20 protein-coding genes and 1 other RNA gene are annotated in these 24,250 nt (G+C 49.8%); 6 read left to right on the top strand and 15 right to left on the bottom strand.

What is annotated here, in order from left to right; translation table 11 throughout:
- Positions 1–64 precede the first annotated feature (64 nt).
- Complete coding sequence (locus tag F454_RS0106820; protein ID WP_018969894.1) at positions 65–472, top strand: NINE protein; 408 nt, start codon at positions 65–67, stop codon at positions 470–472.
- A gap of 64 nt (positions 473–536) precedes the next feature.
- On the opposite strand, the gene F454_RS0106815 is transcribed toward F454_RS0106820, so the two are convergent.
- Together F454_RS0106815 and F454_RS14480 are read right to left on the bottom strand one after the other, a co-directional pair.
- Positions 537–1,451 (bottom strand): lysozyme inhibitor LprI family protein, encoded by a 915-nt coding sequence (locus F454_RS0106815; protein ID WP_083912917.1) that lies wholly within the window; start codon positions 1,449–1,451, stop codon positions 537–539.
- A 290-nt stretch (positions 1,452–1,741) separates the two neighbouring features.
- Positions 1,742–1,936 (bottom strand): hypothetical protein, encoded by a 195-nt coding sequence (locus F454_RS14480; protein ID WP_018969892.1) that lies wholly within the window; start codon positions 1,934–1,936, stop codon positions 1,742–1,744.
- Positions 1,937–2,085: 149 nt separating this feature from the next.
- Between F454_RS14480 and F454_RS0106805 the strand changes: the two genes are divergently transcribed.
- Positions 2,086–3,090 carry a helix-turn-helix transcriptional regulator gene (locus F454_RS0106805; protein WP_018969891.1) on the top strand — a complete coding sequence of 335 codons (1,005 nt, stop codon included), beginning with the start codon at positions 2,086–2,088 and terminating at the stop codon, positions 3,088–3,090.
- Positions 3,091–3,129: 39 nt separating this feature from the next.
- On the opposite strand, the gene F454_RS0106800 is transcribed toward F454_RS0106805, so the two are convergent.
- Positions 3,130–3,405, bottom strand: coding sequence for an HTH domain-containing protein (locus F454_RS0106800; protein ID WP_018969890.1), 276 nt, complete (start codon positions 3,403–3,405; stop codon positions 3,130–3,132).
- Positions 3,406–3,980: 575 nt separating this feature from the next.
- Between F454_RS0106800 and F454_RS0106790 the strand changes: the two genes are divergently transcribed.
- Positions 3,981–4,373, top strand: coding sequence for a group III truncated hemoglobin (locus F454_RS0106790; RefSeq protein ID WP_018969888.1), 393 nt, complete (start codon positions 3,981–3,983; stop codon positions 4,371–4,373).
- A 76-nt stretch (positions 4,374–4,449) separates the two neighbouring features.
- Here the strand turns inward: F454_RS0106790 and F454_RS0106785 are convergent, their stop codons facing one another.
- Both F454_RS0106785 and F454_RS0106780 read right to left on the bottom strand, forming a co-directional pair.
- The gene (locus F454_RS0106785) at positions 4,450–5,163 is read right to left on the bottom strand and encodes a peroxiredoxin-like family protein (RefSeq protein ID WP_018969887.1); all 714 of its coding nucleotides are present in this window, start codon (positions 5,161–5,163) and stop codon (positions 4,450–4,452) included.
- Between the two features lie 133 nt (positions 5,164–5,296).
- Positions 5,297–6,949 carry a sulfatase-like hydrolase/transferase gene (locus F454_RS0106780; protein WP_018969886.1) on the bottom strand — a complete coding sequence of 551 codons (1,653 nt, stop codon included), beginning with the start codon at positions 6,947–6,949 and terminating at the stop codon, positions 5,297–5,299.
- A gap of 134 nt (positions 6,950–7,083) precedes the next feature.
- On the opposite strand from F454_RS0106780, the gene F454_RS0106775 reads away from it, so the two are divergent.
- Complete coding sequence (locus tag F454_RS0106775; RefSeq protein WP_018969885.1) at positions 7,084–8,058, top strand: helix-turn-helix domain-containing protein; 975 nt, start codon at positions 7,084–7,086, stop codon at positions 8,056–8,058.
- Positions 8,059–8,134: 76 nt separating this feature from the next.
- On the opposite strand, the gene F454_RS15695 is transcribed toward F454_RS0106775, so the two are convergent.
- From F454_RS15695 to F454_RS0106720, 10 genes are all read right to left on the bottom strand, one after another.
- Positions 8,135–9,076: a prohibitin family protein gene (locus tag F454_RS15695; RefSeq protein WP_018969884.1), complete on the bottom strand. Its 942-nt coding sequence runs from the start codon at positions 9,074–9,076 to the stop codon at positions 8,135–8,137.
- Positions 9,077–9,259: 183 nt separating this feature from the next.
- Positions 9,260–9,481, bottom strand: a complete 222-nt coding sequence (locus F454_RS0106765) for a hypothetical protein (protein ID WP_018969883.1) — start codon at positions 9,479–9,481, stop codon at positions 9,260–9,262.
- Positions 9,482–10,450: 969 nt separating this feature from the next.
- Positions 10,451–11,866, bottom strand: coding sequence for a hypothetical protein (locus F454_RS0106755; RefSeq protein ID WP_205619000.1), 1,416 nt, complete (start codon positions 11,864–11,866; stop codon positions 10,451–10,453).
- 161 nt (positions 11,867–12,027) lie between these two features.
- Entirely contained in the window at positions 12,028–15,318 is a 3,291-nt protein-coding gene (locus tag F454_RS0106750; protein ID WP_018969880.1) for a ribonucleoside-diphosphate reductase subunit alpha, read from the bottom strand.
- 143 nt (positions 15,319–15,461) lie between these two features.
- A complete protein-coding gene (locus F454_RS0106745; protein WP_018969879.1) occupies positions 15,462–15,860 on the bottom strand; it encodes a four helix bundle protein in 399 nt (132 codons plus the stop codon).
- 95 nt (positions 15,861–15,955) lie between these two features.
- On the bottom strand, positions 15,956–17,038 hold the full coding sequence (locus F454_RS0106740; RefSeq protein WP_018969878.1) for a ribonucleotide-diphosphate reductase subunit beta: 1,083 nt from the start codon (positions 17,036–17,038) through the stop codon (positions 15,956–15,958).
- A gap of 134 nt (positions 17,039–17,172) precedes the next feature.
- Complete coding sequence (locus F454_RS14470) at positions 17,173–18,360, bottom strand: ribonucleotide-diphosphate reductase subunit beta (protein ID WP_018969877.1); 1,188 nt, start codon at positions 18,358–18,360, stop codon at positions 17,173–17,175.
- A gap of 403 nt (positions 18,361–18,763) precedes the next feature.
- A complete protein-coding gene (locus tag F454_RS0106730; RefSeq protein WP_156817175.1) occupies positions 18,764–19,162 on the bottom strand; it encodes a hypothetical protein in 399 nt (132 codons plus the stop codon).
- Between the two features lie 68 nt (positions 19,163–19,230).
- On the bottom strand, positions 19,231–20,262 hold the full coding sequence (locus F454_RS0106725) for an MlaD family protein (protein WP_018969875.1): 1,032 nt from the start codon (positions 20,260–20,262) through the stop codon (positions 19,231–19,233).
- 74 nt (positions 20,263–20,336) lie between these two features.
- Positions 20,337–21,092 carry an ABC transporter ATP-binding protein gene (locus tag F454_RS0106720; protein ID WP_018969874.1) on the bottom strand — a complete coding sequence of 252 codons (756 nt, stop codon included), beginning with the start codon at positions 21,090–21,092 and terminating at the stop codon, positions 20,337–20,339.
- Positions 21,093–21,220: 128 nt separating this feature from the next.
- Between F454_RS0106720 and F454_RS0106715 the strand changes: the two genes are divergently transcribed.
- Together F454_RS0106715 and ffs are read left to right on the top strand one after the other, a co-directional pair.
- Positions 21,221–24,037, top strand: a complete 2,817-nt coding sequence (locus tag F454_RS0106715; protein ID WP_018969873.1) for an autotransporter family protein — start codon at positions 21,221–21,223, stop codon at positions 24,035–24,037.
- 76 nt (positions 24,038–24,113) lie between these two features.
- Positions 24,114–24,208: signal recognition particle sRNA small type (gene ffs, locus F454_RS16095), an RNA gene on the top strand.
- Positions 24,209–24,250 lie beyond the last annotated feature (42 nt).

Raw genomic sequence — 24,250 nt, 5'->3', positions numbered from 1 at the left:
CGACATTCCAAATACCATTCATGCTCGCCTCATGCCACCAGCGCTCCTATAACAAACATTAGACATGACAAGCTCAGACACACACTCCAAAGCCATTGGCTACACACTCTGGATTTTCGGGTTCACTGGAGCCCATCGTTTTTACTATGGTCGCCCGATTACTGGAGTGATTTGGTTCTTCACCGCCGGGCTCTGTGGCATTGGTTGGCTCATCGATCTCTTCCTCATCCCCTCCATGGATAAGGAATGCGACTTCCGCTACCAATCTGGCAATATCGATTACAACATCGCTTGGATCCTTCAGACTTTCCTGGGGATCTTTGGCATCCATCGTTTCTACATGGGCAAGATCGGCACGGGCCTTATCTGGTTGCTCACCGGCGGACTCATGGGCATGGGCTACATCTACGATTTCTTCACACTCAACGAACAAATCACCATCCGCAATAGCCAAGACGCTGGCGAGCGATAACATTCTCCAAAGCCGTTGACACTCTGCAGTCTGAGAGAATTCTGGGGTGATGGGCTTCAATGCGTCACATACTCACCCAGATTTCTCGAATCACAGGCTTAGCATGGATCATGCTCTGGTTCGAGGATTTGTACTCGTTATCCCCTAGAACCTTCTGCGTTTTTTCGTCGAAGACTGTTGGGTCAAAAATGACCGTAAGATTGCTTCTGTATTTTTCTAATTTCCCATCTCCATAGGAATTAACGACTCCTCCAAAGTCCCATTCAAAGCCGTACAGCTTAAATTCTGAATGATTCAATTTCTCTAAATCCACTAAAGTGGTGCCAATCTTTATATCATCGAGAATTGTCCATCTGGACGTCTCGCTTGTTATCAGAACCTTTAGCTCTTTTTGATCCTCACTAAAAATGATCGTCACTTCTCGCTCAGGATCGTTGGGAAATAATGCGTAGCCTTTGACCGTCTCCCCTTCACCCATCGGCACCTCCACTTCTTTGATGTTTTCCACGCCATAGAACATCATAAAATCATCGATGGTGCTGCCACTTTTCAGCGCCCCGATGCTCTGTCCTGGTACGATATTCAAGCTCCCGTCTTCCTCGTTCAGCCCAATCATTTTGTTCAAGAGCACCGCACGTTGCTGATACAAATCCCCCTTCTCGAAGGCGTAATTCATCGCGTGTATCGATCCAAAATACGTGCGAGCATCCTCACCCTCGGGCACATAAAATACGGCTTTGAGGTGCAGCTCTGTGAACTTCAACCACGCACGCTGAGCCTCACGTAAAGCTTCCTTTTGCCCCTCATCCTCACCAAAAGACGCAATCACCGCGCTGTAGGCGGCATTGAGTTTTTTATCTGCATCCTGGAAATACTTTGCTGCTTCCTCGTTCATTTCGCGCTGAGTCTGTGCCAGCGCCGCAGGAGCTAGAAGCGCACAAACAAAAGCCAGGAGCATGGAAGAGGTCAATCGTTTCATACCATTACCTAACAAAAACCCTCACTCTCACTCAAGCTATTTACTGCGAATCATTGACTTTTAAATGGGAAGATTAAAATTTCGAAAGCCACCACCACACCATGATAGCGTAGCGACTCATCCAATGCATCAGATGATGATCAGCGTTCGAACCAATCTAACAGATTTCTTCTAGACTCTGATTGCAGACCTACCCCCTCTGAGCACTCTTGAGCCGTTGCCAAATAGACACAAAAACCCCGCTCAGGAGCTGATCCTGAGCGGGGTGTGTTGAGCAGAGTTTACGCTATCTAGCGGCGGTCTTGTCTCTCTTGGCGATTGTCTCCGCGATTTTCTTGGCGGTCACCGCGGTTCCCTTGACGATCATCTTGACGTTCGTTGCGGTTACCTTGTCGGTCGTCGCTACGTTCGCTTGGTGACGAAGAGAATGAAAGTGGTGAGAGAGAAACAAGAAGTCCGAGTGTGAGTAATGTGCATGTTTTCATTTGAGTAATATTCTAGTTAGATTTAGTTGTGACCTTGAAGCCGTTATGGCTTTTGTTTGATCTACTTACACTAAACCAAAAATGCCGAATGAGCTCAAAGGTATAACCTTGTGATTACATGCAAGTAGCTGCACAATCCCTCTGTTAGCATGAAACGAATTCCATTGGCCCGTAATGCGGCATTTAGCCCATTCCCCTCTTACCTTCACCAAGGTGGGGCTGACGTGGAACGCATCATGAAAGCTCTACACGTGAACCTAGAAACCCTCACCAACCACGAAGGCTTATTGCCCTTTGAATATGCTTGTCGCTTTGTGGCAGCGGTAGAAGGAGTCGAGGGAATGGAGCAACTCGGACTCAAGGTTGGCGAAAAAACCTCGGTGATGGACCTCGGAGACTTTGGCCAGCATTTGGCCAATGCAGGTTCCTTAGAAGAGCTCTTAGAACGGTTGGTGAAGGCAGTCCCCATGACAAACTCCGCAGCGCGCGCATGGATCGGCGAAGGAACTAGCTCAGAATCCGTGAGTCTCAATCTCCAGCATGACGACTGCCCAGCCCGAGCCTCACTGGATGGCTTTGCCTTACTGGTGCTGATTGACGCCGTGCGTCTGGCGGCTGGACACAAGTGGTGTCCGAGCCATCTAGCGATCGATGCTGAAGCCGGCGACTTGTCTGGTTTTACCGCGATCTCTGGCGCTATTGCCACCCGCGATGTCCAGCATGTGTCCTTTGACATTCCAAGCAACTTACTCAGTGTCCGTATCGATGCTGCCACTGAGTCCACTTCCCCCTCAGTACAATCAAAACTCTCAGAATCAGCGCCGTCGGATGACCCTATTGGCTCGATCGAGCAAACCGTGCGGGCAGGCCTAGGCGGATTTCTTCCTAGCATTGAAGAAACCGCAGAATTGGCCGGAGTCAGCATCCGCACCCTGCAGAACACCCTCAAGGAAAACCAAGTCGTCTACCGCGAGCTCACCTCACGCGTTAGGTTTGAGGAAGCTAAGCGCTTGTTGCTAGAAGGGAAAATGTACGTGAACGAAATTGCAGCTCATTTAGGCTACAACGACACCAGCAACTTCAACCATGCCTTCAAAAAGTGGACCGGAGAATCTCCAAAGAATTTCATACAAAACCATCAATCCGACGGCTGAACTTATCCTCTCACTCTACGAAGCCCCTTACGGTCTGTACTAGGACTCGCCCCAGCGATGTTTGGGGAAGCGTTGACTTTTCTTCAGCCGGTACACACCTTGCTCGAATCCCCCTTTACCGTCCTTGATTCTGCTGAAAAAGGGTTTCTTTGTCTTCACCTCCTTAGATAAGGCGGAGGACAACAACTTCGGTAGGTCCTTAAGCTCATCATCGGAACATAGCTCCATTTCATGGGCATGCTTCGCGATTTCATTCACGTGTAGAAAACCACCTTTGGCTTCTAAAACAGATTTTGCAATTTCGAGTGCATTCATGGTGTTCAAATATTCGGTCGCGTTGCCCAGCCTTTCGTCGTCCCTTACGGGGAATCACGTGGCCATGCTGCTTACGCAAGGAATCAGTTCCCAGCGTTCTTGCGCGCCTCGTACGCTTTGCGTTCCTTCTTCGTCATCAGATCGCAACCACACGAACCACAACACGAATATCGCTTGAGCGCAATATAGCCACGCCATGCAAGAAATAAAACCGCCAGCACAATGACAGCTGCGGTGAGAATAGTTGTGAGATCCATAATAAAATGAGCCAATTTCAGGCACAGTTGTTCGCTTTGAAAAATACCGACAATCTCACCAAAAGCAAGTTTCGAAAACCACTAGTTCCCACTACCTCAACTTCAGTCAAACGCTCATAATGAATAGCAGCGGACATCTCTACTGCTAAATAAACCTAGGGTTCCTGCGCTAATCGTAGAAGTACCACCCCGTTAAAACCTAGGGTGCTTAAGCTCGGTACTGTTCATCGTCAGGTATAGCTCCATATAGCGGCTACCACTGAGCTAACTTCTCTAGCACGTTGACCTCACTTCGACAACTGACATACTTATTCAGTAATGAAAACGATTGAATCTAGAGAAGATATTGTCCGCTTGGTGGATCAATTTTATGCCAAGGTGAGAAAGGACGATCTATTAGGCCCTATTTTCAATCACCATATTCCCACTGACGATTGGCCCGATCACTTGTCGAAGCTAAGCGACTTCTGGGAAGGGCATTTACTACGAGGAACTAATTTCAAAGGAAATCCAGTGCAGAAGCATATCCAGGTGGATCAACAACTAAAGCATTCCATGAGCATGGAACACTTTGACCGCTGGCTCAAGCTGTGGGGCGAGACACTCGATCGCCTATTCGTGGGAGAGCTCGCAGAAAAAGCGAAACTGGCAGCACAGAGGATGGGACAAGCCCAGCTCTCTATCGTCCAGCACCATCGACTAACCAAGTAGTTAGAAAATGGCCATCCCTGCTAGGTTTGAACGGCACACGCACGACCTAAAAACTACTACCAGTCGTCCGTCTACTTTAATCATTTAGCTTTGCTAGTTCCTTGAGGATTTGTTCTGGAGTGGCTCGGTTGCGGTACTCGGCATCGAGGAACGCGTAGGCGATTTTGCGATCTGGGGTGATGATGTAAGTGGCGGAGAGTGGCAAGGTCTGAGTGTCGTATCCCTTGCCATTGTAGCCGTCGAGCCCAGCGAAATTGTCCATGGCCTTGGCCAACCATGGGGTCATTTCAAAGACGATATTGAATTGCTTGGCGACTTGGTTATTCAGATCCGTGAGGACCTCAAACTCGAGTGCATGCTTCTGGCTGGTCGGCAACGACTTGTCGGGAAGCTCTGGGGAGAGAGCCACAAATTGCGCTCCCAATGCTTTGAATTTTGGTAGGTTTTCCTGATAGGATCGCAGTGCAATGTTGCAGTACGGGCACCAGGAACCACGGTACCAAGTGAGCACCACCGGTCCGTCTTTCAGTAGAGTAGAAAGCGTGACTTTTTCTCCAATGGCATTGCTCAAAGTGAAGTCTGGGGCAGAGTCCCCGACATTGAGAGCTCCCTCCAACACCCCCGAGTCCTGCACCGCTTGAATTCCCTTGTCGTACTCGGTGATTGTTTCTTTCGGAGCCTTCGACTCAAAGGCTGATTTTCTTGTATCTAATTGTTCCTGCAATCCTTCTGCTAGAAGGGTCGCGGCGGAAGTGAGGAGGAAGGCGGCAGTCGTCGTTAAAAGCTTCATGCTAAGTCTGAGTACCCACTCCCAGCTTTATTCCGAAGCCTCTCCCCATTTGAGCCATAGATACGAGGCATACCCCAAAAACAGTAAGCCTCAGAATCACTTCTGAGGCTTACTTGTTGCTAGGTGAAATGTATTAATTCTGGTTCTTCCAGCCCATAAAGAAGTCGACCATTTTCTTGCTTTCAGGTCGCAGATTTTCGATTCCACTATAAGGTCGACCTGAGCCAACTTTTGCATTGGGGTACTTTTGCATCTGGCCAATGTGACGCGCAATGATGTCTTGGTAACTCGCGCTAGCCCAAAGAGCCACCTCAAGCATTGGGGATTCTTCCCTAGGGTCTCGCTGCAGGTCATATATCTTAGCTGCTACACCAGGCTGCCCAGGCTCTGGAAGCTCTAGTTTGTATTTCTGTTTTACGATGCTTCTAAGTGTGTTACCACTATAGATGAATGCGTAGTCTCGTCGACCTTTACCTTCACCTTCTAGAAATAGTGCCGTTTGGTCGAGCCCATCGATGACTCGGTCTCTAGGTATGTACTGCTTAGCGTTCCCGATGTGAGCGAAGGTTGTATAGAGATCTGAGATATGAATCATATCTCCTGCGAGTTGGTCAGCCTTGATCATCCCAGGCCAGCGGGCAAAAGCATTTACTCGGACTGCCCCTTCTTGAGTGTCGACCTTTCCACCTCGATAAATTCCTCCACTAAACCCTAACACTCTGTCAAATTGACGGAAGCGACCGTTGTCCGCCATAAGAACAATGAGTGTGTCCTCAGTAATCCCTAGCTTATCCACTTCATCCAGAATCTGACCAAACCATTTATCTAACTTGTGAAGGCTTTCTACGCCAGTCCCTCCATTTTGCATATCGAATTTATCAAATGCTGACCGATCGAACTCAAGCGGGATGAGCGGCCAGTATTGTAAGAAAAATGGTTCCTCCTTTTTTGATAGTTCCCTGAGTTGCTCAAGAGTCTCCCTCTGGTATTTATCGTTCATGGCATCGTAGTGCTTTTGAGTCCACTGTTCTCCAGCTTTAAAATCAACTTCCCTGGCCAGCTCTCCTTTTGTCGCCTCGAGGCCGTACACAAGACCATTTGGTTTGAAGGTTTTATCTAAAGCAAAGGGATTGTTGTCAGAGCCTTCTACCCAACCTTGCATCACATGAGCTTGATCTGACTCAGGGGTCATGAAACCTAACAAAACCTGCTGATGAATAGGGAAGGACGCATAGTCAAACCCTTGGTTATGAGGATAGCCTTCGGCAATGTCCCCCATGTGCCATTTACCTATGTGAACAGTATTGTAACCAGCATCTGAAAGAACTTCAGCAATGGTCACTTCACTAGCTGCTAAAGCCTCTCCTGCCACAGTGGCCTTTACTTCACCTAGGCCATTACGTACTGGATGACGACCTGTCATCATCGCTACACGTGAAGGCGTGCAAGATGGCTCAGTGTACATGCGCATGAATGAGATGCTTTCATCAGCGAATTGGTTGATACGAGGAGTTTGGGAACCTCTCACGTAGTTCATTTCTGGGATGCCCATTTCCCCAAAAGAGAGATCGTCGACTAAGACATAAAGAATGTTCGGTGACTTCCCTTTGTTGTTGTTCCTATATTCTGTGAGCTTAGCATCCACGCTTTGGTCGTCTTCTTTCCACTGTGCTTCGTGTTGAGATTTTAAAATGTAGTATTCGGCATCATGAATAATTTCATCTGCAATGGCTACCTGAGAGAAGATAGTCCCCGCTAGCAGAGAAATAACTAGTTTGTTTTTCATAGATTATGGATGGATTAGTTTGTGTAGTTTGCTAAAAATTACCCACAACAATCTACCCATATAAACCTACCTCAAGCATTTTCCGGGAAATCGGCATTCCGAACATCTAAAAACCGCAAAAAAAGAGCATTTTCATGAGACACATAGACTTCAAAACAGACATCGAATTTTATGACTCTGATCTCTATACTGAAACAGCCAAGCAGTGGCAGGCTGAATTCATTCAGTTAGATCGAGGTGATTTTCATGCGAAAATCCGGCAGATAGGAATGCATGGCACCCAGTTAGGAGAGTGCAGTCTCAATAGAAAACTACATCAAAACGGTCTCGCACCACAGGGAGGTCGCACTTTCATCATTCAAAAGAGAGTAGAAGGTAATTTTATGTGGAGAGGCCAGAGTGTGGCAAATGATCACCTGCTATGCTTTCCCTACAACTCGGATTTTGAATCACTTTCTCCTAGTGACTTTCATATTTATGCGATCCATATTCCGCAAGAAATGCTCGAAAAAAAGGCCGAGGCAATGGAGTTTAGCTACCCCTCTTCACTTCTACTAGGCATGGAAGTGGTGCACCTTCCTAGCGAGGCCTTAGAGAATTTCCGGAGAGAAATTGAAATATTGTTGGGAGATATTTACTACAACCATTTGGATGAGTCAGCTGTGCGTGAGGAGTATTGGTTTCGTTTGAACAATTTGATGGATCGACTCATCTCTCAGTGGTTATCGGGAAGCAGGGTTTATCAGCCTATTTTGAATATGCGACAGTCACAAAGCTATAAAAATGTAATAGACTACATGACTGCTCACGGAGGACGTTCATTAAAAATTGCTGAGCTGTGCGATGCTGCAGCGGTGAGTGAGCGATCGCTGCAATATTTATTTAAGAACTATTTACAGATGAGCCCCAAGCAATACTTACTTTCTAGGAAGTATGACGAAGTGCGAAGAACTTTGCGATCGGATGGAGGTGAATCTGTGAGTGAGGTCGCTAAAAAGTGGGGATTCCGGCATATGGGTCAATTTGCAGCGGGTTACAAAGCTCGGTTCGGGGAACTGCCATCCACGGATAAAACCAAGGTCTATTCATTGGGATCTCACACTCTTTAGAGTGATCCTGGCTACTCAGGAGTCCCAACCACCCAGCCTAGCGTCTATTGACGAAACTGGGCGGTTCGGATTATTGCTATTGTTTCGGAGTTTTGCTCAGGTCAATCATGACATCCTGCCCTGCACCGAACATCGTGGTTGGCAATTTACCATCCCACTTCTCTGCTTTTCTCAGGTCTACTAGTACCGGGTTGTCTCTGAGTGCGGCACCTTCTAGTGCAATCGCTTTAGCGCGGGCCTCACCTTCTAGCTCAATCGAACGAGCCTTCGCCTTTGCCTCGGCCTCAATCTCGTATGCCTTCGCATCGGCTTGCACCATTCGGCGTTCTTGTTCAGTTTTTGCCGCCTCTAATTCAGCCTTTGCCTGAGCCACCTTTTGCTTCTGGTCGGTTTCAAACTTGAGCAATGTCGCTTCGGCGCGTTCCGCTTCTTGCTGCATCTCTTTCTTGGCATTGATGCCACGCTCGATCGATGGTGGCAGCTCGATATTACGGAACAACACCGCTTCAATAATGATCCCCTTGTCGGATAATGTTTCTTTAAGCTTGGTCAAAATCCCATCTTGAAGGGCGATCTGAACGTCGGAGCTAAAGAAGTCCTCAGAACGCTCCACGCTTTTTCCTTCTTCACGAATGAGACTACGCGTCTTTGGAATGAGGTACTTATCGCGCAGTCCCTCGAGGCCACCAGTCTCCCGGTAGGCTTCTGCCGCAAAACTACCATCCACTCTCCAGTTCACCGTGATGTCCACCCGTGAGGTGAGCTGATCACGCGCCTTCAATGTCACTTGCCTGAACGATTCACTCTCAGCTTGGTTCTTACAATCAATAGAAATGACTTTGGTCCAGGGTGCCTTGAAGTGGAATCCTTCATCGAGCTCCTGATCCGAGATGTTCCCAAAAGTGATGGCGACCCCCTTGTGACCACCCTCGACAGTGGTGAAGCACGAGGTGCCACCCACAACCAGCGCTACAACGACCGCCACTCCCGCAACTGACTTGATTTGATTTAGTTTCATGGTTAGAGACACCATCCACAGTAAGCACTCTAAGGTCGACTACTAAACCTTCTAATTCTTGTACAACCGCCCTCCAACACTAGTTGCCAGCGCTTGGCTGGAGATACGTCAGCCAAGCACATGACTTCACACCGCAGCATTTATCCTTCTCGCAGACAGACTAGCTTCATCATGGGTATACATTTATTGGCGCAACATAGTGTAAACGACGGCAAAGAAGCCAATCCAAAATATGATACCAACTACAAGTGCGGAACCGCTGTCGATATCAACATTCTTTCCAAATAATCTGCAGAGAATTTTGCCGGGCCACGCAATGATAAATTGTACTAGAACCTCGAAAAAAATCCATCCCATGGCACGTAATACCACATTCACTAGTGGTGTCACAATTTCTTCGATCATAGAAGCTTATCGCAAACAGACTAGAATCCAGTCAAGAATCTAATTACCACCTTTCCACCGGAATGCTCTGCGAAACCTAGGATGCTCGTGGGCACGTTGGAGCTTACCGTCATGTTGAACCGACCACTGTGCATACCCGTGGGATTTTCATTAAAGCGATAGTTCCCCTCATACCGTGCCTGCCACCATGTAGTTTTAAGACGGCTAAGCTACATTCAAAAGGGGGCTGATCGAGGGCTGAGATCTTAGATGTAGTGACATCTCGTTAGCATGGTACCATGTGTGCACAGCCGAATGTCATACTTGAAAAATGAGTAACTACTCATTCTTTGTCACATCAGCCACCACCAGTGAAAAAGTCGTAAATTTTTTTAACGACAAAGAAAACAACCATCGCACCGATGATTAGACAACTTGGTCATATGTGGTATTCGAAGAGCTTCATGAGCTTAGGTATTAATTGATTGCAAGAATAAGCGACCTTGAGCCAGCCACCAAGCATAAGAGTCATCAATACGTATTTTATTCATGTGTTACACCACAGAGTGTCTGTCGAATTTCATCATCTCGACACACCGCACCACCATGCTCTCTAGGCAGGGACGACTGTCCCCAGTCGTCCAGCGAGGTTGATGCGTTATAAGATCCCAAAGGAGAGAAAATTGGGCATCGCAGAGCTTCACATCTCGTATGCCTAGCACCATGTTTGCACATTGAAGCGATATCCCCCCTTATACCAAGCCTGTCACCATGTAGTTTGTAAAGATCATCGTCAGTATAGTGGGAATGTGTAAAAAGCCCCTCAGTTGGATCATTCAAGAATCGCCAATCTGCGCAAAAAAACCTTCTCTCAAAAATAACATCAAACCCAAACTGCATCTGCGTTTCATCACGAAACTTATACAACTTCATTAAAGTGGTCTTCTACTATTAGGAATTATATTTAGAATACGAATGTCACCATGTATCTCATGCAATCTCACTCTCATCCAACTGATCTAAACCTTTAGAAGCTTTTTGTGCGGTTTTTTCAATATCATCCTCTGAACGCTTAATTAGCCTCTCAGCTAGCTTTCCTATACCTGGAATACTTTGTAACTTTTCGAACGACTCGGTCAATTTAGTACTCTGTTCAAGAACGTCTATAACAGGGTGATCCGATTTATTATAATCAGATATCAACTTACCTGGATTCTCACCACTAATATTAAGAACATTAGTTAACAATTTAACCCGAAGCTCCGCACTCACTTCTTCATCAGGCAAGGCATTAACTTGAGTCGATAACCCTTCATAGGTTTTACTCAATACTTCCTTGTGAGTGTACTCTTCAATCAGACGCTTAGATAGCTTAGCTTTTTTATCTGCGGAATAAGCCATCCAAATAATCGGAATATAAATTGGCAAAACTGAAGAAGCTAAACTTGGAGCCTTCAAAATCACATCATCTAAGCTATTACCATTAAAAAGCATATAAACACCTAATGAGAAAGGAATAAGAGAAACTCCTACAGCTGACCTTATGGACTTTACAAATGCCCCTTCGTGCTTGATCAAGGTAGCTTCTTCATCCGTTTTCTTTTTAGAATATGCGGCACTGAGCCCCTTGGTAAGCGCTTCAGGCATCAGATCCTTCACTTGCTTAGAAAGTTCGTCCACAATTCCCTTCCAAGCATCAGCCTTCTCCTTAAACTTTATATCAATAGATTCTATTTGCTGCGTTTGCTGCTTTTCGATCGACTCAGCTTTGTGCGTCAGATCGTTAAAACTTTTTTCAAGCCGATCTTTCTTCCCCTCCACCAATATAGTCTGACCTAGCTCATCCTCGTCTTCGTATCCATAAATATCGAAATACGCCTCATCGACTTCCTCCTTGCGCCTAAGTATTGATTTGTGAGTATTAGAGGCCTTAGTGAGCAACTCGTTCCCTTCAGAAACCTTTCCAGCCAACCCTTTAATCTCTTGCTCTATATCAGGATGCTCTTCAATAACGGAATCAAACCCTTCGATATAGTCCTGAAGCTCACCTATCTTCTCATCTAGTTTTAGCTTAGATGCTTTTAAATCCTCAACAGCCTGGCTAGCGATCCCTTTACTTGCATCGTAATGGGTATAAAGATCCTCCATACCAAGCTTCAGGCCTTCAACTTCCTGTTTAGTAGATTGTAGCTCTTCTAATGCTTTTTTCCCCCGAGTCCTGTATCCTTTAGTTGTGGCCGCGTCGTTTTTAGCCGTATGCTCTGGATTTTTAAGGACAGTCTCCCAGTCTTCTACAACCGAATCCACTCGTTTTTCTAGCCCAACAATTCTATCCCAAGCTTTCTTCTGTTCACTATTTATGTGCTCATATTTGCCCATATCAAAACTTTCTACCAACTGTTCCATCATTCCTTGGTTGAGCCCTAAAGACCTCTTTAATTTTCACATTGAAAGCTCGCCCCTATAGTAAACAGAAGAGGCTTTACTTTAAATATTACTGACAAGCTTCGCACTCTCCACCCTTCTTCACGCAAGGTTCCGAAGGGCTCGGTCATCGAGTCTTAGAACTACTGACAAGCCTCACATTCTTCACCATTCATCATGGCTTCGAGGGAACATGCTTGGACCTCGGCGGCGGTGTATTGCTTTTTCGGAGCGGCGGCTGCGGCGGCACCTGCTGTACCGGCGGCTACGCCACGGGTTTCCTTCTTCACGTCGATGGTGGATTTCTCAATATTTGAGGCACCGAGTGTGCGGAGGTAGTAGGTGGTCTTGAGGCCGGTGGACCAGGCGCGACGGTACATGTGTGAGAGCGTCTTGATGTCTGGTGTGGCGAGGAAGAGGTTGACCGATTGGGATTGGTCGATCCACTTCTGGCGGCGGGCAGCGGCATCGATGACGGCCTGGTATGGGACGCCGAATACGGTGCGGTGCTTTTGCTTGATGTGGTCTGGGATCTCAGCGATCTCGTCGAGCTCGCCATCGAAGTACTTGAGTTGGTCGAGCATTTCGCGGTTCCAGAGGCCTTCCTTCTTGAGGTCGCCCACGAGCTGGCGGTTGAGCACGAGGAAGTCACCGGAGAGGTTGGACTTCACGAAGAGGTTCTTGTAGTTCGGCTCGATACACGGGGTGGTGCCCATGATGTTGGAGATGGTGGCTGTCGGCGCGATGGCAAGCACGTTGGAGTTGCGCATGCCGTGCTTGGCAATTTTCTCGCGCACTGGTGTCCAGTCCATCTTGTTGCCACGTGGCACATCGATCTTCACGCCGCGCTCGTCTTCGAGGAGCTGGACGGTGTCCTGAGGCATGAGGCCGCGATCCCACTTGGATCCCTTGTAGGATGAATAGGTGCCACGCTCTGCTGCAACATCCGAGGATGCGCCATAGGCGTAGTATGCGATGGCTTCCATCATCTCGTCGTTAAACTCGACCGCTGCGTCTGAGGCAAAGGCGAGGTTCTTCTTGTAGAGTGCATTCTGGAGTCCCATGACCCCCATACCGATCGGACGGTGGCGGGAGTTCGCGGTCTTGGCAGCTTCTGTTGGGTAGAAGTTGATGTCGATGACGTTGTCGAGCGCACGGATGGCCACGGTGATGGTTTCCTTGAGCATGTCGTGGTCGAGCGATCCATCTTCGCGGATGTGGTTATCGAGCACGACGGAGCCGAGGTTACACACCGCAGTTTCTTCGTCGGAGGTGTTGAGGGTGATCTCGGTACAGAGGTTGGACGAGTGGATGACGCCAGCGTGGTCTTGTGGTGAACGGAGGTTGCACGGGTCCTTGAAGGTGATCCATGGGTGGCCGGTCTCGAAGATCATCTTGAGCATCTTCTTCCACATCTCGATCGCTGGTTGCTTCTGCGACCAGATCTTACCTTCTGCTGCCATTACTTCGTATTCCTCGTAGCGACGCTCGAAGGCTTTACCGTAGAGGTCATGGAGGTCAGGAGTTTCATTGGCGCGGAAGAGTGTCCAGTCCTGGCGCGCTTCCATGCGCTTCATGAAGAGATCCGGAATCCAGTTGGCGGTGTTCATGTCGTGGCAACGGCGACGCTCGTCACCGGTGTTCTTGCGCAGCTCAAGGAAGTCTTCCATGTCGTTGTGCCAAGTCTCAAGGTAAGCACAGCCGGAGCCGCGACGCTTACCACCTTGGTTCACTGCCACAAGTTGGTCGTTGTGGAGCTTGAGGAATGGGATGACACCCTGGGATTCACCATTGGTGCCCTGGATGTAACCACCGGTACCGCGGACGGCAGTCCATGAACCACCGAGTCCGCCAGCCCACTTGGAGAGGTAGGCATTGTCGGCGATGCCGCGCTGCATGATGGATTCGATCGAGTCGTCCACCTTGTAGAGGTAGCAGGAGGAAAGCTGGCTGTGGAGTGTGCCAGAGTTGAAGAGTGTTGGAGTGGAGGAACAGAAGCGACGACCTTTGTAGAGGTTGTAGAGGCGGATACACCAATCTTGCTTGTTCTCGCCATCTTCCTTGAAGAGGCCCATGGAGACACGCATCCAGAAGAACTGTGGTACTTCGAGGCGGCGTTGCTTGTCCCCTGTCTTGTCGATCACGAGGTAGCGATCGTAGAGTGTTTGAATGCCGAGGAAGTCGAAGTCGAGATCGGCTGTTGGGTCGAGCGCTTCGGCAAGGGTGTCGAGGTCGTAACGACCGTCGAGGATCTCTGCGCTGTAGCGCTTGATCTCTACGCCGTGTTTGAGGTGCTTCTTGAAGGAGGTGACGTGGGCGGCCTTGAGGCCTTCGATGCCGTCGTTAAGGATATTCCAGTCGAGCACTTCCTCGTAGATGTAGGAAAGAAGGATACGACCGGCGAAGAGCGAGAAGTCTGCGTCTTGCTCGATCAATGTCTTGGCATTGAGAATGACGGTGGTCTTTAGACCTTCTTGGGTGATCTCAGTGCCGATGGAACGACGGAGTTCGCGCTCGATGTCGGCTTCGCTGAGGTTGAGGTTGAGGCCGATGGAGGCGAACTGGATACGCTTCTTGAGCTCGGTGCCATCCCAGAAGATCGAGTTGCCATCATCGGTGGTGACCACGACCATGGAATCCTGCTGCGGGTCTTCGACTGGAAGGGAATCTTCTTCTGAACGAGTGGCAGCACGCTCGGCACGATAGAGCACGTAGTGAGCGGCGATCTTGAAGTGACCGGCGCGCATGAGTTCTTCCTGAACGATGTCTTGAACGTCTTCGATGTGGATGAAGGCTTTCTCTTCCTTGCGCACGCGCTCGGTGACGGCGTGAGCGACTGGTGCTGCTGGTGCGGCATCTGCCTTCATGGTGAGGAATGCCTGGCGCACTGCGTTCTCGATCTTGGTCTCAGACCATGGCACCACATTGCCATTGCGGCGGATCAGGCGCACAGTGAATGGCTCGTTGGAAATGCTAGAAACCTCGATGGAACCTTTGTCGGCAAGCGAACGGTTGAAGACCAGAGACTTCGCCACGTCGTGGGCGTCATTCTCGATCAGCGCCTTCTCGATGAGGAGGAAGAGGTCGTTCTTGGTGAGCTTGAGCTGGCCACCGTCAGTGACTTGCTCGATGAGCGACTCGGCCACATTGTGGGCGACGTTGGAAACAAAGTGACGGTTCTCGTCGTTGAAGATGTTGGCTTCCTCTGCCTGACGCGCCAAGAGGAGGTCGGTGAGGGCACCACCGATGGTATCAGCCACGTCTTCGAGCGAGAGCTCAGACTCAGACTTGCCATTGACCACAATCACCTGTGGCACGCTCTTATTGCTGCTATTGACTTGCTCGCGCCAAGCAAAGTCAGGCTTTTCTGAGCGTGGACGGGTCACAACATTTTTCAGTGCGACATCTTCTTCGAGAGTGAGGTTACGGTACATGGTAGGAAAGGGATAAGTGTGAAGTGAGGAGTGTGAAGTGCTGGACTTCTGAAACTACTGATTCGAGGTTTTTGGGTTAGTTGGAGGTTTAAGACAAACTTGTATCTGTGAAGTGAGGAGTGTGAAGTGCTGGACTTCTGAAACTACTGGTTCGAGGTTTTTGGGTTCGTTGGGGTTTTGGTTTTTTGTTCTAGTGTATTAATCAGAGCCTGCAACATGGCAGAGATCTCTTTGCTTTCTTGAATTAACTCAGTGCCGTTCTGGAGGCTTTCTTGATTGGAGTTTTTCCGAATTCTTTGGGCTATGTATAACTGAGTTCGAAGCTCAGCGCAGGATGCCTTGCTGTAGCGGAGAAAACGGATATACTCCGCTGTACTCCCACGGTCAGAACCTTCTGCTATATTTGATGCTATCGATACAGCTGCGCGCTGCATTTGGTCTTTTAGTCCATAATCCTTTGAGTCTTGAAGCACGCTGTAAACGTCCACTGCCATCTGGCAGCTGCGTTTCCATACGTCTAAATCTTCAAAGGTTTTAATCATTCGCTTAGTGATGAGTTAGGAGTGTGAAGTCATAAGTGCAGGCTAGTTGGAACTTCGCACTCCACACTTCACACGTATCACTCGCTCTAGCTGCGCTAGAGATCGTCATCGTCGATCTCTCCTAGTGCCGAAGCTTTTTGGTATTCGGTGACTCGGCCTTCGAAGAAGTTTTGTTCCTTCTTGATGTCCATCATCTCGGCGAGCCATGGGAATGGGTTTGAGGTTCCACCCTCGACCAATGGAGCGAGTCCACAGGATGTGAGGCGGCGGTCAGCAATGAAATCGATGTATTGCTCGAACTCAGCCATATTGAGTCCCACAGCGGCCACTGGAAGGCAATCGCGGATGAAGGCTTTTTCGAGGCGGATCCCTTCGGCCATGGTGGCGCGGAGGTCTTCTTGGAATTCGGCGGTCCAGATCTCTGGGTTCTCGTCGATGAGATCCATGAGGAGGTTGCGCAGCAGTTCGATGTGGTTCGATTCGTCACGCAGGGTGTAGCGGAACATCTGGCCGATCCCAGGGAATTTGTTCTGGCGGTAGAGGCTGAGGATCATGCCGAAGAGGCCGTAGAACTGGGTGCCTTCCATGACTTGGCCGAACATGAAGATGTTGCGCGCGAGCGCTTGCTTGTTCTCGAGCTTGGTCATGTCCATGTCGCGGCGGAGGCCACGGCTATTGCTCACCACGAAGTTGGTCTTGTCCTTGATCGTTGGGATGTCTTCGAGCATCGCCTCACATTCGTGTGGATTGATGCCTAGGGAAGAAACCATGTAGACGAGTGAGTCGGCGTGGATGTTTTCTTCGTGGCCGTGGCGGCGGAATACGAGGTTGAGCTCTGGTGCTGAAACGAGCTCACGAATCACGTGGATCACGTTGTCGCCAACGATCCCTTCGGCGGCTGAGAAGTAGCCAATGCCCATCTTGATGATCCAACGCTCGACGTCGGACACTTCATCGCTGCGCCATTGCTCGACATCTTTCTGCATGGTGATGTCTTCTGGCTCCCAGTGGTTGGCACGCATGTTTTTGTAGATCTCGTAGGCCCACTTGTACTTGAGTGGGGCGAGTCCAAAGCCAGTTGGGGTGGTGCCATTGATCACGCGCTTGCTAGCAATAATTTGCTCAGCAGCATCGGAGTTTAGAGTGATGGAAGCGTCAGCGAGTTGGGTTGTTGTCATGGGTGCAAGTGATAAGTTGGGAGTGTGAAGTGAGGAGTATTTTATAATTTGAAACCTAGGGTTTTTAGGAGTGGTTGCTGAGGAATGCTGGGCTTCACACTTCGCACTCCACACTGATCACTCCTTTAGCTTCGCTAAAGGTCGTCGTCGTCGAAGTCAGAAATGCTGCTGGAGGTTGTGGCGCTGGCGTGCATAGCGTGCACCTCACTCGGGAAGAATACTTCGTCTAGCTGTGGCAAGGAGGAGCCAGCAGGCTCTGGGCCAAGACCACAAGAGGCCAGTCGCTTGGCGGCTACGTGGTCAATGTAAGTAGTGAGTGACTCTGCAGTATAACCTGATTGCTCAAGCTCAGGAAGAGCATTCGCTATAAACTCCTGCTCAACCGCTACCGCAGATTGCATCAGTGCCTCGAGCTCAGCATCAAAGGCGGCATCGCGGATGTCTGGGTTTTCCTGGCAAAGCTCGATGAAGAGCTTCCGGAAGAGCTCGCAGCGGAAGCCCGCATCACGAAGCAATTTGGTAAAGATCTCAGAAACGCCTGTGAGCAGGCCTCGGTGCCCAAGCCCAATCAATTGAGCGTAAAGACTGTAGAGCTGCAATCCTTCCATGCACTGGCTGAAGAAAAAGGTGTTCTTTGCGAAGGCTCGCTTGTTGGCCAAATCAGTCATGTCGAGGTGGCGATCAAGCTCAACCAGGTGCTCGGCGGTAAACGCGCTGAGCTTGGCGGCTACCTCGGCGAATCCTTGGGTGCATTGGCTCGGGTTGAGCCCGAGTGAACTAAAGATATGAACAAGGACGTCTTGCTGAGTGTTCTGCTCGTGCACGTAGCGGCCAAATACAAGCTTGAGCTCGGGGGCGGTGACAATGTCACGAATCGCATAAATTTCTTCCGCTCCTGTGATCTCGCCTGAGCTTGCTTGGTAGCCCATCAGCATCTGTAGCACCTGCTGCGCTTCCTCCGGCAAGGCATCCCATAGGTCGGCATCCGCGCGAAGCGCCACGTCTTCAGGCTCCCAGTGGTTGTTCTTCATTTCCTTATACAGCTCGTACGCCCACTGGTACTTCAGCGGTAGGATATTGAAGAACATGGTGTCACGACCATTGATGACTTTCTTCGCCGCGTACGCTTCCTGCGCTTTGGCTTCATCAATCTCAAAGGTGCGATCGCCGAGGGTGACTGTGGTGGTGGACATAGTGTGATGTTGTGCTGGGTAGGAGGTGGTTTGAGGTAGGCTCCGCGCTTCAAAGCCCCATCTTTCAAGGCTTGGCGTCGCAGGGTGGTTTTGACTCGCTTTGGCAGCTTCAGCCACCCGCTCTGACATGCTCACAACTATGTCGATTTTACTAAATCTGGTCAACGCCATTTTATCCTATGTGGTATAAACAAATTATTCACAATACAACATGTTGTGCTATTGCCCATCTAGCCTCTTTTCTACCTCCACCCACAAAATCGTCGAAAAGCTTGGATTTTCTTAGCCTTCAGAGCCCTCCCCACCCAAGTGGGCAAAAGTGTCACAATCCACCCGATTGGGTATAAAAAAAATCAACCTAACAGTTAGCAGAACCCCGACTTAGATTCTTTCTTTGACATGAATCGACTAACAGTGGTAAATCTTATAATTCACGCGTTTGATCATCATGCTCCCTGCCTCTCTAGGGATGATTCCCCGGGCTTGTTTTTGCTAATTACCTCTAGTTCAGCGCGCTTCAATCTACTCCCGCTCAAGCAACAAAGAATAGGTTCACCACAGCGCCAGCTATTCCGAGTACCAAGTAGACGAGCAGGCCTGAGAAATAGACCTTCACAGCCTTGTAGCTAAAATCTTCGTCATGCCGAGTGAGACCGTTGGCGATCAACCTCCCCGCGAGTACCACAGGAAGAGCGAGAACGAGCACAGATCCAGCATGCGGTAACGGCTCAGCTCCTAGGGAATGTAGGAGCATGCCCAAAGCAAAGTAGCCGTGTGCCACCCAAGCCACCCTATACGTGTAGCGAGCCACCCGTCTACCCCAGCGCTCTTTTCTTGGGTCGTAGGGCCGTGTATTCTGCCTACCTTGAAAACCTTGTACCCCATTGCCTGGATCTTGTGGCTTGGGCCGACCATTTCTATAGTGGATCATGCACCAGATTCTCTAGGACTCGAGGACACGCCGCCATTACAAGAGAAGTCATGTTTTCTATGCCCTGATCAATCGCGTCGAATGCCGCGAAAACGGCTATCTTTGGCATCGTAAGGCTTTGAGCTGTCTTCATCTTTATACCCGAGAAGACCATGCTTTTTGAGATTCTGGATGAAGTCTTTGGTATCCTGACTGACTTGTTCATCATAGAGAAGAGCCCCCAGTAGCCCTTGCCCTTGCTTCATCGATTTGATCGTGGTGTTCGCGCTGTCAGTGAGCTGGCTGAGCTTCTTTCCAAGCTCGCGATAACTACGCACGGTGCTTGGCAGCTCGTCTAGCACAGGGTCGATCTTATCCATCTTCTCCTGAAGGCTCTGGAAGGTACTGTCGCCTCGCTCCGCCACGGCTCGCACGGCTGAGATCGTTGAAGGCAGTTCCTTGAGGCCTGTTTCCAGATCTTGGCTAGCCTTGGCAAAGCGTGACGTGGTCTCTTCGATGTTCGCCATCGTGCCCTCGAATGCCTGAATATTTTGATCGGAAAGCACCCCGTTATTCACTCGGTCTAGTGTCACTCGGAAATCCGCCAACATTTCCTCTACATCGGCCAAGCGCTCATCCATTCGACTGAGCACACGCTGAGCATTGCGCGCCACACCAGAGGCATCTGACTGCAAGCCCTGAAGTCCTGCGGTCTCAACCCCTTGGGCCATGTCTCCATCGACCAGTCTCGCGGCGTCACTACGCGTCGACGGTGGAACGATCACCACCATCTTGTCACCTAGCAATGACAACGATTGAATCTGAAATTCAGAACCACGATAGATTGGAACACGTTCATCAATTGCCAAATCCACCCGCACACTCAAGTTGTCAGTGAGCTCCGGGACCTGCGTCACGCGCCCCACCTTGGCACCACCAAGTCGCACCTCACTGCCCTTGATCAAGCCTGAGGCATTCTCAAACTCCACATAAATGTGATAATCATCGCTGAACTGTTGCTTGATCTTACCAAACTGCACAATCAGCAATGCCAACACAAGGATGCCGACAAATACAAAAAGACCTGCGAGGGTTTCCGGGCGTTTCTCTTTGAGCTGCATTGGCGCAGATTCTCAGCTCTTGCTGCTAGATATGCAAGGGCAGAATTTTAGGGAACACTCACACTAGCGTAAAGTCACCAAGGCGCGCCGGAATTACCATCGATGAAGTCCCTCAAGAATGGATCATCTACCGACTGAAGCTCTGCCGCAGTACCTTCCCAATAAACCACTCCCCCTTTGATAAAGAGCACACGGTCTGCAATCCGAAACACGCTACGCATTTCGTGAGTCACCACGATATTGGTGATCCCGTGCTCGCCTTCGAGGCGCTTGATCAATCGATCAATCTTATCCGCCGTGACCGGATCGAGTCCAGCATGCGGTTCGTCATAGAAAATACAATGGGGTCGACTCACCACCGCGCGCGCCAAAGCGACACGCTTGCGCATGCCTCCAGAAAGATCTGAAGGCATCTTATCACCTTGCCCGCTAAGCCGTACAATCTCCAAGGATTCCTCTACCCTTTGGTAGATCTCCTCCTCATCGGCAACTTCATTCATCCGCAATGGAAACGCCACATTCTGGCCAACCGTCATCGAGTCAAAGAGTGCGCCATTCTGAAACATCATGCCCATGCGGCGACGCAACGTAAGCAACTCGCGCTCGTCTAAGTTGTCAATGCGCTTGCCGTCCACCAAGACCTCGCCAGCATCAGGACTCAGCAAGCCCGTGAGCAACTTCATCAACACTGACTTTCCCTCACCAGATGGCCCCAGCACCACCAAGGTCTCCCCCTTGTACACTGTGGCATGAAGACCGCGCAAAATATGCTGTGAGCCAAAGCTCTTCTCCAAGCCTCGCGCCTCAATAAATGGTTGCCTCTCTGACATCGACCCACATTTAGAAGCAGCACCACGCAATTGAAAAGAGAAATAAGCCACTAGATCAACTCCCCGCAGCACTTTCACATTGCCATCACGGTGTCAGCCTGACATTATGGTTAGATCTCACTATTCTCATGAAAGTTTATACTACCTCCCAAATCGTCATTGGTATCATCTTCTCTCTACCAATTTCTAAGCAAGTCTACGCCGCAGACACAGTCTGTGACCACACTGGCAGTACAGCAGTCGACCCACGAAGCTTCCCCACCAGTCCAGGCTTCACCGTGATCAATGGCCGAAACGATGGATCCACTGCCACTTGCATTGTTGGTGGCACCAACAGCAGCTTAACTTACCCCAATAGCCTAACAATTAACAGCATGGGTACAGGCATGGCATTTGTAGTTCCCAATATCAACATTAGTAACGGACTGACCATCGATGACGGGGGCAGCGGCTCAGGACTAGTGACAATGTATTCGAACTTCAGCACGAATATTCAAGGCGATGTCCACCTCACCAACAATGCGCAATTTAAGCTAATCACACACAACACTGGCTCATCCACCACGCGCCTTCACGTTGAGAATGCCTACTTCAATATCGACAGTGGAAGTACATTTCACGTCGAGTTCAACCTAGATAGCACCACTGGCCAGTACATCAGCTTAGGAGCCATCCAAGGAGATGGCGACATCCGCCTCACCAATATTGGAAAAAGCAACAACTACGGCGACATCATCGTCAACAATGGCGATGGCAATGACTACACGTACAACGGGAATATCATTTATGACAACCAAGGCCTCCCACAGCTCACCAAGAGAGGAACTGGAAAATTTACGTTCAACGGAGATGTCAATAAAGCCTCAGGTGACAGCCTTGGCTTCACCGACGGTTTCGGCTACATCGAGGTCAACGAAGGAGAACTTCAAATCACATCCAATGCCTTTGTCTACGGCACCCGTACCACACTGAATGGCGGCAGCCTCATTTTTGACCAATCATTCGATGCAGACATCCCAGGCGCCACTTTTCAAGGCTCTGGGAGATTCATCAAGCGAGGGACTAGCAAGATCACTCTCCACGGCATCAGTCGCTTTTACAAAGGCGACCTCAGCATCGAGGCTGGCACCCTCGGACTGGCTGGTGATGCCACTTTGGTTGACGCCTCGTCGGTCAGTATTGATGCCGGCGCCACCCTCGACATCTCCCAAGTATACTCCAATACCGAAGTGAGCCGACTCTATGGAGATGGTGCCGTAGAACTCGGAACCAAAACATTACAAAAAATCATTCAACTCAGCCCCGGTAACATCAACAATGGAATCGGCACACTGAGCTTCAATGGCAGCGGTGCACTTGACCTCAGTGGCACCAAGTACAGCGTCAACATGGACCCCACGCAAGGCGCGGGCGACCTCCCAGGAACCACCCACGACCAAGTCCAAGTCGCTGGCGCAGTCCACATGAATACCCTTCCTGTCATCAGTCTGGTCGACAACCAAATGGCGCAGAGCCCCAGCGCTTATCTCAATGGTAGAGAATTCACCGTGATCACTGCAGCCAGCGGACTCTCGAAACTTCCAACAGCCAACATAGTCGAGGACGCCCATAGCTTTCACGCCTTCGTCGGAGCTGAGCCAGAAAGCACCACCATTACCGACCAGCAAGTAAAGGTGAGATTTGGCATCAAGACCGCACAGCAGGTAGTTTCCTCGGTAGCACAAACACCAACGCCCATTCAGCTACCCCAGAGCCTTACCACTCAAACACCTCCAAGTAGACCCAGTTCTTCATCCAACAAACAACAAGCAGCACAACAATACATCCAACAAACTCTTGGCATCAGCGGCAATCAATCCCCCACCCAAGCACAGCTCAACATGCATCCAGCGCTACAAGGACTCACAACCGCAGGTTTGGCATTCGCCGCCAGCCAGAACAACCCAGAAGCCTACTCATCCAATCTCACTATCGGCCTTGAAGCCACCGATCTCATATCCAATATGGCTTTAAGCCAAGCATCCAGAAGACACCTCATGCGGGCTCAGTCAAACGACTCCAAAGCCACCATCAATCAAGCACTTGAACACCAACAAAGGCTCTGGATAGACACTGCATTCACCGACGGATCCGTCACTGGAGCAAGTAATGTCACTGGAAATTTTGACTACGACATCTTTGGAATTGCCGCAGGCTACGACTTGCTTCACAACCAAAGCCACACCACTGGAATCTTTATAGGTGGCGCGTTCAGCAGGCTCAAAGAGCACGACCATATCAACCACGATATTGACAGTAACTATTTCCTCATAGGCCTCTACAACCAACACCGCCTAAACAACGGGCTACGCCTCAATACCTTGCTCAATGGATTCTACGGGGAAAGCGATGCCTCACGCCTCAACCACACAACCTCTGGAGGAATTGCGTCCTCCTCCAGCGCCGACTTTGCAAGCCAAGGCGTCACCCTCGGAGCGATGTTGGAAAAAGACTATCTATGGCGTAAGGATCTCACCCTCACCCCATCCATTGGCGCGCTCTACACCTACCTCAAGCAGAACGGATTCAATGAGAGCGGTGGCGGCAGCAGCTACGACTACCAAGTGGAATCAGCAGATGCTCAAGCCCTACTATTCAGTGCCGGATGCGATCTCACCCACAGGCATGAGATCCGTGCTGGTGAGTTTCTAACTAAGCTTCGACTGCGTTACGAGTACGATGCCTATGCAGATCAAAATAGCGCCCATGACATTAGAGCCGGCTTAGGCGGAATCTCTAGCAGCACTTTCGTTGGCCAAAACCGCGGACCACATGGACTCATCGCAGGGCTCGGCGTGGAAGCAGCAGTGACACAAAACTGCCAAGTAGGAGCCGGCTACCTCTATGCGTGGAGGTCACACGGTCACGAATCAAGCCTGGGCGGCAACATCTCCATTTTCTGGTAGGTCGCTGCAGCTGAGCCTTGCTCGCTTTTCCCAAAATGATTCTTGCAATTGCCTGTCGCCAATCCTACACAGGGCGCGTCAAGAGCTGTGGAGCTCTAGCGTGTGAAACCCGCCAGGCCTTAATCGGAGCAACGGTAGCGTGTCTAGAGTTGCCGCAGTCTCTTGGCACTTTTTGTTTAGTGCCATCACTTTTTGAAGTGATGCCCTTAGTCC

Source organism: Rubritalea marina DSM 17716 (assembly GCF_000378105.1).
Classification (GTDB): Bacteria; Verrucomicrobiota; Verrucomicrobiia; order Verrucomicrobiales; family Akkermansiaceae; genus Rubritalea; species Rubritalea marina.
Note: the sequence above shows the minus strand (reverse complement) of the source record. Positions and strands in the feature narration are given on the sequence as shown.

Coding starts and splice junctions, on each gene's coding strand:
- F454_RS0106725 (WP_018969875.1), bottom strand. CDS start 20,262: ATGCAGCTCAAAGAGAAACGCCCGGAAACCCTCGCAGGTCTTTTTGTA.
- F454_RS0106790 (WP_018969888.1), top strand. CDS start 3,981: ATGAAAACGATTGAATCTAGAGAAGATATTGTCCGCTTGGTGGATCAA.
- F454_RS15695 (WP_018969884.1), bottom strand. CDS start 9,076: ATGAAACTAAATCAAATCAAGTCAGTTGCGGGAGTGGCGGTCGTTGTA.
- F454_RS0106750 (WP_018969880.1), bottom strand. CDS start 15,318: ATGTACCGTAACCTCACTCTCGAAGAAGATGTCGCACTGAAAAATGTT.
- F454_RS0106745 (WP_018969879.1), bottom strand. CDS start 15,860: ATGATTAAAACCTTTGAAGATTTAGACGTATGGAAACGCAGCTGCCAG.
- F454_RS0106820 (WP_018969894.1), top strand. CDS start 65: ATGACAAGCTCAGACACACACTCCAAAGCCATTGGCTACACACTCTGG.
- F454_RS0106715 (WP_018969873.1), top strand. CDS start 21,221: ATGAAAGTTTATACTACCTCCCAAATCGTCATTGGTATCATCTTCTCT.
- F454_RS0106805 (WP_018969891.1), top strand. CDS start 2,086: ATGAAACGAATTCCATTGGCCCGTAATGCGGCATTTAGCCCATTCCCC.
- F454_RS0106740 (WP_018969878.1), bottom strand. CDS start 17,038: ATGACAACAACCCAACTCGCTGACGCTTCCATCACTCTAAACTCCGAT.
- F454_RS0106755 (WP_205619000.1), bottom strand. CDS start 11,866: ATGGAACAGTTGGTAGAAAGTTTTGATATGGGCAAATATGAGCACATA.
- F454_RS0106785 (WP_018969887.1), bottom strand. CDS start 5,163: ATGAAGCTTTTAACGACGACTGCCGCCTTCCTCCTCACTTCCGCCGCG.
- F454_RS0106800 (WP_018969890.1), bottom strand. CDS start 3,405: ATGAATGCACTCGAAATTGCAAAATCTGTTTTAGAAGCCAAAGGTGGT.
- F454_RS0106775 (WP_018969885.1), top strand. CDS start 7,084: ATGAGACACATAGACTTCAAAACAGACATCGAATTTTATGACTCTGAT.
- F454_RS0106730 (WP_156817175.1), bottom strand. CDS start 19,162: ATGATCCACTATAGAAATGGTCGGCCCAAGCCACAAGATCCAGGCAAT.
- F454_RS14470 (WP_018969877.1), bottom strand. CDS start 18,360: ATGTCAGAGCGGGTGGCTGAAGCTGCCAAAGCGAGTCAAAACCACCCT.
- F454_RS14480 (WP_018969892.1), bottom strand. CDS start 1,936: ATGAAAACATGCACATTACTCACACTCGGACTTCTTGTTTCTCTCTCA.
- F454_RS0106780 (WP_018969886.1), bottom strand. CDS start 6,949: ATGAAAAACAAACTAGTTATTTCTCTGCTAGCGGGGACTATCTTCTCT.
- F454_RS0106765 (WP_018969883.1), bottom strand. CDS start 9,481: ATGATCGAAGAAATTGTGACACCACTAGTGAATGTGGTATTACGTGCC.
- F454_RS0106720 (WP_018969874.1), bottom strand. CDS start 21,092: ATGTCAGAGAGGCAACCATTTATTGAGGCGCGAGGCTTGGAGAAGAGC.
- F454_RS0106815 (WP_083912917.1), bottom strand. CDS start 1,451: ATGAAACGATTGACCTCTTCCATGCTCCTGGCTTTTGTTTGTGCGCTT.